The sequence below is a fragment of the Mycobacterium sp. URHD0025 genome (assembly GCF_000426065.1).
Lineage (GTDB): Bacteria > Actinomycetota > Actinomycetes > Mycobacteriales > Mycobacteriaceae > Mycobacterium.
Genome location: NZ_AUEQ01000020.1, coordinates 49,284 through 58,121 on the forward strand (window position 1 = coordinate 49,284; position 8,838 = coordinate 58,121).

At 64.6% G+C, this 8,838-nt stretch carries 11 protein-coding genes; 8 read left to right on the forward strand and 3 right to left on the reverse strand.

Annotation, left to right across the window (positions count from 1 at the left end; translation table 11 throughout):
- Positions 1 to 8 precede the first annotated feature (8 nt).
- The 3 genes from H977_RS0127245 (at position 9) to H977_RS0127255 (ending at position 1,888) form a co-directional block, all read left to right on the forward strand.
- The gene (locus H977_RS0127245; protein WP_029110833.1) at positions 9 to 791 is read left to right on the forward strand and encodes an SDR family NAD(P)-dependent oxidoreductase; all 783 of its coding nucleotides are present in this window, start codon (positions 9 to 11) and stop codon (positions 789 to 791) included.
- A complete protein-coding gene (locus H977_RS0127250; RefSeq protein ID WP_029110834.1) occupies positions 784 to 1,230 on the forward strand; it encodes a nuclear transport factor 2 family protein in 447 nt (148 codons plus the stop codon). The genes H977_RS0127245 and H977_RS0127250 overlap by 8 nt, the downstream gene beginning before the upstream one ends.
- An 85-nt stretch (positions 1,231 to 1,315) precedes the next feature.
- Positions 1,316 to 1,888 (forward strand): TetR/AcrR family transcriptional regulator, encoded by a 573-nt coding sequence (locus H977_RS0127255; RefSeq protein ID WP_029110835.1) that lies wholly within the window; start codon positions 1,316 to 1,318, stop codon positions 1,886 to 1,888.
- On the opposite strand, the gene H977_RS35940 is transcribed toward H977_RS0127255, so the two are convergent.
- Positions 1,857 to 2,159, reverse strand: a complete 303-nt coding sequence (locus H977_RS35940; protein WP_081681873.1) for a ferredoxin — start codon at positions 2,157 to 2,159, stop codon at positions 1,857 to 1,859. The two genes, H977_RS0127255 and H977_RS35940, sit on opposite strands and share 32 nt — an antisense overlap.
- 2 nt (positions 2,160 to 2,161) lie before the next feature.
- Positions 2,162 to 3,304, reverse strand: a complete 1,143-nt coding sequence (locus tag H977_RS0127260) for a 3-ketosteroid-9-alpha-monooxygenase, oxygenase component (RefSeq protein WP_029110836.1) — start codon at positions 3,302 to 3,304, stop codon at positions 2,162 to 2,164.
- A 102-nt stretch (positions 3,305 to 3,406) separates the two neighbouring features.
- Between H977_RS0127260 and H977_RS0127265 the strand changes: the two genes are divergently transcribed.
- On the forward strand, positions 3,407 to 5,110 hold the full coding sequence (locus tag H977_RS0127265) for a 3-ketosteroid-delta-1-dehydrogenase (protein WP_029110837.1): 1,704 nt from the start codon (positions 3,407 to 3,409) through the stop codon (positions 5,108 to 5,110).
- A 17-nt stretch (positions 5,111 to 5,127) separates the two neighbouring features.
- On the opposite strand, the gene H977_RS0127270 is transcribed toward H977_RS0127265, so the two are convergent.
- Positions 5,128 to 5,802, reverse strand: coding sequence for a PadR family transcriptional regulator (locus H977_RS0127270; RefSeq protein ID WP_029110838.1), 675 nt, complete (start codon positions 5,800 to 5,802; stop codon positions 5,128 to 5,130).
- Positions 5,803 to 5,928: 126 nt separating this feature from the next.
- Here H977_RS0127270 and H977_RS0127275 point away from each other — a divergent pair, with 126 nt between their 5' ends.
- The 4 genes from H977_RS0127275 to H977_RS0127290 form a co-directional block, all read left to right on the forward strand.
- The gene (locus H977_RS0127275; RefSeq protein WP_029110839.1) at positions 5,929 to 6,465 is read left to right on the forward strand and encodes a flavin reductase family protein; all 537 of its coding nucleotides are present in this window, start codon (positions 5,929 to 5,931) and stop codon (positions 6,463 to 6,465) included.
- A 4-nt stretch (positions 6,466 to 6,469) separates the two neighbouring features.
- The gene (locus H977_RS34020; protein ID WP_036477431.1) at positions 6,470 to 7,102 is read left to right on the forward strand and encodes a PaaI family thioesterase; all 633 of its coding nucleotides are present in this window, start codon (positions 6,470 to 6,472) and stop codon (positions 7,100 to 7,102) included.
- Between the two features lie 9 nt (positions 7,103 to 7,111).
- Complete coding sequence (locus tag H977_RS0127285) at positions 7,112 to 8,344, forward strand: APC family permease (protein ID WP_029110840.1); 1,233 nt, start codon at positions 7,112 to 7,114, stop codon at positions 8,342 to 8,344.
- Between the two features lie 114 nt (positions 8,345 to 8,458).
- The coding region (locus tag H977_RS0127290) for a DUF222 domain-containing protein (protein ID WP_029110841.1) at positions 8,459 to 8,838 on the forward strand (380 nt) is incomplete at its 3' end.

An 8,838-nucleotide genomic window follows, 5' to 3' on the forward strand; every position in this document is an offset into this window, starting at 1 on the left:
TTTTTCCAATGGACCGTTTCTCAGATCGCCGTGTCATCGTCACCGGCGCCGGGTCGGGTATTGGCGCGGCCACAGTGGCCCGGCTGCTCGATGAAGGTGCCTCGGTGGTGGCTTACGACATCTCCGCCGAGGGCCTGGCGGCGACAGCATCCGCTGCTGAAGATGCGGGCACGTCCAAACGGCTCACGACCGCCGTTCTCGACATATCCCGCGAAGACGATGTCACCGCCGCCGTCCGTACGACCGTGACGGAGCTCGGCGGGCTTGAGGTCTTGGTCAATGTGGCTGCCATGCAGACGTGTTCGCACACCCACGAAACCACCCTCGACGACTGGAACCGCACCCTGGCGGTGAACTTGACCGGCACCTTTCTCATGACCCGGCAAGCACTGCCCGCGTTACTCGAATCGGGCCGGGGTGTCGTGGTGAATTTCACCTCCACCGCCGCGACGTTCGCCCACCCGTACATGGCGGCATACGCGGCCAGTAAAGGCGGCATCCTCAGCTTCACCCACTCCCTGGCGTTGGAGTACTCGAAGCAGGGCCTGCGCGCGGTCAACATCCAGCCCGGTGGCGTGTCGACGGCATTGGCCAACAGCACGCTGGACAAGATGCCCGAGGGATATGACCTCGGACTGTGGGGCAAACAGACTCCGCTGCTGCACGGCACAGACAGCGAAATCCTCGGCGATCCAAGCGCTGTCGCAGCTGTCATCGCCATGGTGGCCTCCGATGACGGTGCGTTCATCACCGGCACCGAGATACGTGTCGATGGCGGGGCACATGCGTGATTCAGATCGCTTGGGGATTTTGTGGGACGAACGCGAGATCCAGCGCGGGCTGAACCACTTCGCCCGTGCGATGGACGATCGTGACTGGGACACGATGGCCGAGATTCTCGCCGAGGACGTCGAAGGTGACTTCGGTACCGGACGGTTGGTGGGGAGCGCCGCGATCATCGACATGATTCGTGGCTATCTCGACAATTGCGGCCCCACCCAGCATCTGCTCGGCAACGCCATCGTGGATGTCACCGACGACACCGCGACCAGCCGGGCTTACATCCGCGACGTTCATCTCAACACAGCCGCCGACCCGTCGATGCGCTTCTACACTCTGGGCGATTACCACGACACCTGGCGGCGAGACGATGACGGCCGATGGCGCATCACCGAGCGAGTCAAGGCCAACCGCGCCTACGTGGGACCATTGGAAATCTTTGGCAGCTAGACGATTTTGTACCCGCAATCAACAATCGTCCGATGAGCGAGACCATGCATGCTCAATGCCCTGAACCGAATCTAGTGTTCTCGCTGTGACGACAACTGCCCTGAGACAGGCGACTGGCCGGACCGACCGGCGCGACCGGATCGTCGATGCGGCGATGTCACTCGCCACCCAGGGCTACGACAGCTGCCAGATCCGTTCCGTCGCCACAGCGGCGGGGGTGGCGGCCGGCACTGTGTACCAATACTTCCCGTCCAAAGACGATCTGCTGCTGGCATGTTTTCACGAGTGGCTGTGGGATTTCGAAACGGAGACTTACTGCGTCACCGGCGATCCGGATCCGTTCCAACGCCTACTGCGCGCTGCGCTGACACTCACCGACAGACTGTGCTCATCTCCACGGTTCGCCGAGGCCATGATTCGGCCCTATCTCTACGCAGACGGCACGGCCGCGATCCAAGCCGACCTTGTCCGCCGGCAGACGGTCCGGATCTTCGTCGAGTCCGTCGGAGGCGCCACATCGGCGCCGCAGGAAATCGGCGCCGCCGAAATACTTTCCGACGTCTGGATGACCAACATCGCCGCGTTTGCACAGCAGCGCATCGCGCTGGAAGAACTGTCACAACGGCTCACCCGTACCGTCGGTCTCCTGAAGGGTTAGCCTCATCGACCACAGGCACGGCACCGGAGCGCACTGCATCGGCAATCGATCCGCGCAGCGCCGAACAACCCAGGAACAGTCCGTTACCCCCGTGCGGGAGCAATTGTTCTGCGGTGCAGCGCTCCTCGCATCGCCGCAGCGCGGAACCGGTCCACTGAACACTGGTCTGATTCCAGCTGCTCTTGCGTACCTGTACATCCGCACCGCAGCGCCCGCACAGCACGGGCACCATCGGTGCGTCGTCGAGACGATTGTCGGTACGGACAGCCATCGTCATCCCACCGGCCCGGGAGCAGCGGCCCGCGCCGCCAGATTCGCTTCGACTTCCTTCATCCACGCTTCGTACGGGCGGGTGGTGTCCAGCTCGAACTCAAAGCGGTCCACCATGTCCGGCGTCACGTCGGCCGCGTCGACATAGAACTGCTCGTACCAGCGCCTCAGCTGATACACCGGCCCGTCCTCCTCGACCAGCAGCGGGTTGTCGATCCGGGTCTTGTTCCGCCAGATCTCGACGTCCTGCTCGAACCCCATCTTCACGAAATCACCGAGCGCAACGGCCGTCTGCATGGCGAGCTCCTCGGGCATGGCGGCATTCTTCTCGACCACGATGCCGTACTGCAGCACAAACGAATTGGCGTCGATCGGATAGTGGCAGTTGATGAGCACCGTGCGCTGGTCGAAACCCTCGTAGTGGTAGGTCAGGTCATCGATCATGAACGAGGGCCCGTGATATGAGGCGAGCGAGGTCGTACCGAGCATCTTCGCTTCCCCGGGTTCACCGATATCGGGTCGCCCCGCGCTCTTCATGTACTGAGTGGCGACATGGCGTTCGAAGATGTTCTTGAAGTGCGTCGGAAGCGAGCCGTGGATGTAGAAGAAGTGGGCCATGTCGACGACGTTGTCGATGATCTCGCGGCAATTGGTCTTGACCACCGTGGTGTACCAGTGCCAATCGGTCCACGCATCGCTGGTCGCACCCTCGATATGAGGAATGGTGACATCCGCCGGGGGCGCCTTGCGCTCGGGGTCGTTCCACACGAACAGCATGCCGTCCTGCTGCAACGTCGGCCACGACGCCGTGCGAGCCAGACGCGGAGTGCGCTTGCTGTAGGGCACCATCTTGCACCGGCCGTCCCCACCCCAGCGCCAGTCATGAAATGGGCAGGCGATCTCATTGCCCTTCACCGTTCCCTGGGACAAGTCGCCCCCCATGTGCCGGCAGTACCCGTCGAGCACGTTGACGGCACCGTCCTCGCCCCGGAAGACCACCAGCTTCTGGCCGAAAGCGTTGACCTGGTGCGGTTCTCCATCTGCGAAGTCGCGGACCAACCCCAGACAATGCCAACCACGGGCAAACCTGGTGGGTACCGAACCGGCCTCGATCAACCGAATTTCGTCGGTATCTGGGTGAGTCATGGCCCCATTGAACTGCGCCGACAGATGCTCGGGAAGACCGGTGTTCCGCTCAACAGGATGCGAGAACCAACTTTTCCGCCGACAGCCCTAACGTCAGCGAGCGTGACCACCACCTGCCACAAGACTGTCCCCGTCGGCCTGACCGTTGCCGCGACAGAAGTAGACCTTCTCGTCGTCGGGTCCGGTACCGGCCTGGCCGCTGCCCTGGCTGCGCGCGAACAGGGATTGTCGGTTCTCGTCGTCGAGAAGTCCTCGTACGTAGGCGGTTCGACAGCCCGATCCGGTGGTGCCCTCTGGCTGCCGTCGAGCCCGGTGATCGAGGACTGCGGCGGGAACGACCCCGTGTCCCGGGCACACACCTACCTGGAGTCGGTCGTCGGTGATTCCGCGCCGCGTGAGCGCTCTGCGGCGTACCTGGACAACCTGCCGGCGACGGTCGAAATGTTGCGCCGCACCGCACCCATGAAGCTGTTCTGGGCCAAGGAGTACTCCGACTATCACCCCGAGGCGCCCGGCGGATCCGCGGCGGGACGTACCTGTGAGTGCCGCCCGCTCAACACCGCGATACTCGGTGAGTATCTGCCCGACCTGCGGCCCGGGGTCATGGAAGTCAAGTTTCCGATGCCGACCACCGGGGCCGACTACCGCTGGCTCAACCTGATGAGCCGGGTACCACGCAAAGGTCTGCACACCATCGTCAAGCGGCTCGCGCAGGGCCTCGGCGGTCTGGTGCTCGGAAGGCGTTATGCCGCAGGCGGTCAGGCGTTGGCGGCGGGACTGTTCGCAGGGGCGATTCGCGCTGGAATCCCGATCTGGCTCGACACTTCACTTACCGAATTGGTCACCGACAGCGGCCGGGTCACCGGAGCCGTCGTCGAGCACGGCGACAAGACCTTCACCGTCACCGCCCGGCGCGGTGTCGTACTCGCGGCCGGCGGCTTCGACCACCACATGGACATGCGCTGGAAGTTCCAATCCGAGTCTCTCGGCCGCAATTTCAGCCTCGGGGCGGAATCCAATACGGGCGACGCCATTCGGATCGGTCAGGACGTCGGTGCGGATATCGCGTCGATGGACCAATCGTGGTGGTTTCCGGCCGTCGCGCCGCTGCCGGGAGCTGCTCCTGCCGTGATGCTCGCTGAGCGGTCGTTGCCCGGATCGTTCATCGTCGACCAGAACGGTCACCGGTTCGCCAACGAATCGGCCGACTACATGAGCTTCGGGCAACGCGTGCTGAACCTCGAGGCCGCTGGTACACCGGTGGAAGACATGTGGATCGTCTTCGATCAGCAGTACCGCAACAGCTACGTATTCGCCGCCGAACTGTTTCCCCGCATGCCGATCCCACCGACCTGGTATGACGCCGGAATCGCAGTCCGGGCAGATAATTTCGCCGAGCTCGCGTTCAAAATGCGAGTGCCCGAGGACAACTTCTCTGCCACCATGGCTCGCTTCAACGAAAACGCCTTCGCCGGAGAGGATCGCGACTTCGGGCGGGGACGCAGCGCATACGACCGCTACTACGGCGATCCCACCATCACCCCGAATCCGAACCTGCGCCCACTGGTCAAAGGTCCGTTCTATGCGGTCAAAATGGTGCTCAGCGACCTCGGGACCTGCGGCGGCCTGCGAGCCGACGACCACGCCCGGGTGCTTCGTGAAGACGGCACCGCCATCACCGGGTTATATGCCATCGGCAACACCGCTGCCAACGCCTTCGGGAGCACCTATCCGGGCGCAGGAGCCACCATCGCACAGGGGTTGGTCTACGGCTACATCGCCGCACTCGACGCAGCGGGCCGGTAAGCGCAACGGGCGGAAGGTCAGTCTGTGCCTTCTATGTCCTCGGCGTCGGCTTTCTTCTCGATCTCATACCAGTACGCAGGGTCGGGCCATGGAATCTTGGCGCCTTCACCAACTTTCGGGAAGTTGGCCTCAGCCTCGTCGAGGTCCTTGATCAGTTGCAAGGTCAGTTCCCGCTCGGACGCGTAATAGCGATCCGCCCAATCCAATGCGATCTTGGCGTATGCCCATGCTGGATCGGCCGCGGACCAACGGGCTTCCTTGGCGGCGTCGCGTTGCATCCCATCGACATAGGCAAGATGTTCCTGGAGCATCTGCTTCAGCGTGGCGGGGTCACTGAGGTGACCCATCGTCACCCGCATGAGCGCTGGGTGCTTCAACGATGGGGGATCCGGCGGCGTCTCCCGCGCCCAGCGCGTGACGGCATCCAGGCCGGATTGGGTGATCTTGTAGAGACGGCGGTTTCGCGTGCCGGTGCCATCGACCCGGGAGGTGACCAAACCCAGCTTCTCCAGCTTCTTCAGATCGGAGTAGATCTGGCTGAAGGCGGGGCTACCGTAGTAGAAACGCACGCTCCAGCCGAGCCATTTGCGGATGTCGTAGCCGGAGAGTTCGTGTTCGTAAGACAGCAACCCGAGCAGCGCCCAGCTGTTGGCCGCCAACGCCGGCTTGGCCGTCTGCTCGGGGTCTTCCATGTCCCAAGGGTAACAATCCAGGTCACGAGGCCGTTCTCGATGAACCGCTGGCCGGGAGACTGCATTGCACCGACGTGCTCGACTCGGTGAATCTGGGTCACGACACCAGACACCGGACGGAGCGCAATGGGACTCGAGAACGCTGCGATACTCGGCACGGCACCTCCGCGACCAGGACCCCAGGACATGCGCGCGGTGCTCGGGCACTTCTGCACCGGCATCGCCGTCATCACTGGTCACGACGGGCTGCGGCCGCTGGGGTTTACCTGCCAGTCGGTCACCTCGGTATCGCTGGAGCCGCCATACGTCTCGTTCTGCCCGTCCCGGAGCTCCTCGAGCTGGCCGCTGATCCGGGCCACCGGCCGGATGTGTATCAACGTCCTGGCCGACGACCAGGAATCGTTGTGCGCACAGTTCGCTCGCAGGAGCGAAGACAAGTTCGCCGGGGTCCACTGGAGCCCGGCCACGAATGGTGCCCCGCGCCTGCACGATACGTTGGCCACCATCGAAGCCGACCTTGAGTACGAGCACGGCGCGGGCGACCACACCATCGTGGTCACCCATGTCACGGCACTGGAAGCCCACAGCGGGCGGCCGCTGCTTTTCTATCGGGGTGATTACGGTGGCTTCGCTGGCCGACGGCTCGATCCCACAACGGAGTGATGCATTGTCCGTACACAGCGAAACCGATGTCCCAGAAGCGCTTTACGCATCGCTCACCGAATCCGTGCGTAGACTCGTCGACGCGACGATCCGAAGTCAAGGCGATCTGGACACCATCTTGTCCGCCAAAGCGAAGATCGACGCCGCAACCGACGAGCTGAGCCAGTCGCTGATTCCGGGTTCCTTCGGTATCCAAGAGGCCCTCGACGGGCAATCCCTCGCGTGGGGCAACGCGGTCATCGGACTGCGCAATGCCTTGGCGCCGCCGTTGGTGGTCAACCATGCATCCGACGGCGGCGTCTGGGCTGAGGTGAATCTGGGCGCGGCCTACGAAGGACCCGCCGGTCACGTGCACGGCGGAATCTGTGCCCTCCTCCTCGACCACGTGCTCGGCGCCACCGCACACAAACCCGGGCAGCCCGCGGTGACCGGAACACTCACCCTGCGTTACGAGTCCGGCACCCGACTCGGTCCCATTCGCGCCGAGGCGCACGTCGACCGCGTGGAAGGAGTGAAGACCTTCGCCGTCGGACACCTTGCGACCGCAGACGGCATCACCGTGCGCGCAGAGGGCGTCTTCATTCATCCGCGTACCTCATCGGCACACGGGAAGCGGTCTCAGGACCACACGCCTTAGTATCGCCGGGTGACCACCCCGGGCGGGCTGCAGCGCAGACTCGGGACCACTGACGCCGTCGTGATCGGCCTGGGATCGATGGTGGGTGCGGGCATTTTCGCCGCCCTGGCCCCCGCGGCGGCCGCAGCCGGAAGCGGTCTGCTCATCGGCCTGGCTGTAGCGGCGGTCGTGGCCTACTGCAATGCGACGTCGTCTGCGCGGCTCGCCGCCCGCTACCCGCAGTCCGGCGGCACCTACGTCTACGGGCGTGAACGGCTGGGCGAGTTCTGGGGCTACACGGCCGGGTGGAGTTTCATCGTCGGTAAGACCGCGTCGTGTGCCGCGATGGCGTTGACGGTGGGCCTCTATGTATGGCCGCAGTGGGCGCATGCCGTTGCGGTGGCCGCGGTGGTGGCATTGACGGCGGTGAACTACGCAGGCATTCAGAAGTCCGCACTGGTGACCCGCATCATCGTCGCCTGCGTACTGGCGGTCCTGGCCGCGGTGGTGGTGATCATCGCCGGTTCCGGCGTCGGTGACGCGGCGCGCCTCGAGATCGGCGACGTCGGGGTCGGCGGCGTACTTCAGGCCGCGGGCCTGCTGTTCTTCGCGTTCGCCGGATACGCGCGGATCGCCACCCTCGGTGAAGAGGTCCGCGACCCGGCCCGCACCATTCCGCGGGCCATCCCGATCGCGCTGGGCATCGCGCTGGTGATCTACGCCGTAGTGGCGGTCACGGTCCTCTCGGTGCTCGGCGGGCCCGGGTTGGCGACCGCACCCGCACCGTTGGCCGACGCGGTGACGGCCGCGGGCGCGCCCGGCTGGCAGCCGGTGGTACGGGTCGGGGCCGCGGTGGCGGCACTGGGCTCCTTGCTGGCCCTGATCCTCGGCGTATCGCGCACCACGCTGGCGATGGCGCGCGACCATCACCTCCCGCACGGCCTGGCCGCCGTTCATCCGCGGTTCAACGTGCCGCACCGGGCCGAACTCGCCGTCGGAATCGTGGTGGCCTTCCTGGCAGCGACTGTGGATCTCCGTGGGGCGATCGGATTTTCGTCGTTTGCGGTGCTGCTGTACTACGCGATCGCGAATGTGTCGGCATGGACGCTGGAACCCAAGAACTGGTGGCATCGCATGGTCGCCGCCGTCGGCCTCATCGGCTGCCTGGTGCTGGCCTTCTCGTTGCCCCTGGCCTCTGCACTCACCGGACTGGCGGTGGTTGCGGTGGGTGCCGCGATCTATTGGGCGAGGTCGCACACGTAGCGAACGGTCGGCCCAAGCCGAGAGCCACAAACCTTTGCCTGCCTGGCGAGCGACAATTCAGCGACAACCTGAAAATCGTTGCTGGGCTGGCAATACACGAGTAGACTCGAACACGTGTTCGAATTGCTGGACCAGCCGATGCTCGGTGAGCTCACTGACAACGCGCTGATCGATGTCCTCGAGCACCGCACCCGCTCGGAAGCAGCCGCAGGCGCGCAGCGCCTGGCCATCATCGCCGAGATCGTGGCCCGCCACTGCGACGACGAAGACGACATCTCCGCCCACCGCGCGATCGACGGCTGGGAACTCGCCACCGCCGCCGTCAGCGCCGCCTGCAACCTCGGCCGCAGCGCCGCCTCCACCCAAATGCGCATCGCCCAAGCTCTACGCGAACGACTCCCCAAGGTCGCCGCCGTATTCGCCCGCGGCGAGATTTCGGCCAACGTCGTCTCCACCATCACCTGGCGCACCCAACTCATCGTCGATGAGGACGC